This window comes from Oleiphilus sp. HI0061 (genome assembly GCF_001635675.1).
In genome coordinates, this window is sequence record NZ_LWFE01000310.1 from 1 (window position 1) to 839 (window position 839).

Consider the following 839-nt stretch of genomic DNA (forward strand, 5'->3'; position numbering starts at 1 on the left):
GAAGCGCAAAAACCACTTCATTTCATTTATCTCGCTAACGTCGATGGTGGGCTTGATAATTGGTGTGGCTCTACTTATTACTGTGCTCTCTGTTATGAACGGTTTTGATCGTGAATTACAGCAAAGAATCTTGGGTATGGTGCCGCACGCAGTGATTAAACCTTATAGTGATATGCGAGACTGGCAAACACTTCAGGATTCTGTACTTGAAAATGAGAAAGTGCTTGCTGCCGCGCCGTTTATAAATGCTCAAGGAATGGTGACGCGTAACGGTGCAGTTCACGGTGTTCAGCTGAATGGCGTTTTACCTGAAGAAGAAACATCGGTCTCGATTATCAGTGAGCATATGATTCGAGGTTCTCTTGAGGATTTGAAATCAGGTGAGTTCGGCATGATTATCGGTGAAATACTATCCCGGCAATTGCGCGTTGATGTCGGGGATAAAGTCACTGTCGTTTTACCCGAAGCTTCCTTAACGCCTGCAGGTGTGTTTCCAAGGTTAAAGCGTTTTGTTGTAAAAGGTATTTTCAGTGTAGGAGCCGACCTGGATGCTTCGCTGACCATGATTCATATGGATGACGCGGCAAAAATGTTACGTATCAAAGGTTCAGTGCACGGCTTGCGCTTAAAAATGCATGACCTGTTTGATGCACCCTATATTGCTCGCCAGATAGCGATGAACCTGGATGAAGGTTTTTATAGCGTAGACTGGACCAGAACCCACGGAAACCTGTTTCAGGCAATTCGCATGGAAAAGACTATGATTGGCCTATTGTTGATGGTTATTGTTGCGGTTGCCGCCTTTAATATTATCTCTACTTTAGTGATGGTTGTGACGG

Annotated in this window: 1 protein-coding gene; it reads left to right on the forward strand. The window is 44.6% G+C overall.

From position 1 onward, the window contains the following. A partial coding sequence (locus A3735_RS04020) for an ABC transporter permease (protein WP_068637625.1) occupies window positions 1-839 on the forward strand: 839 nt, incomplete at both ends.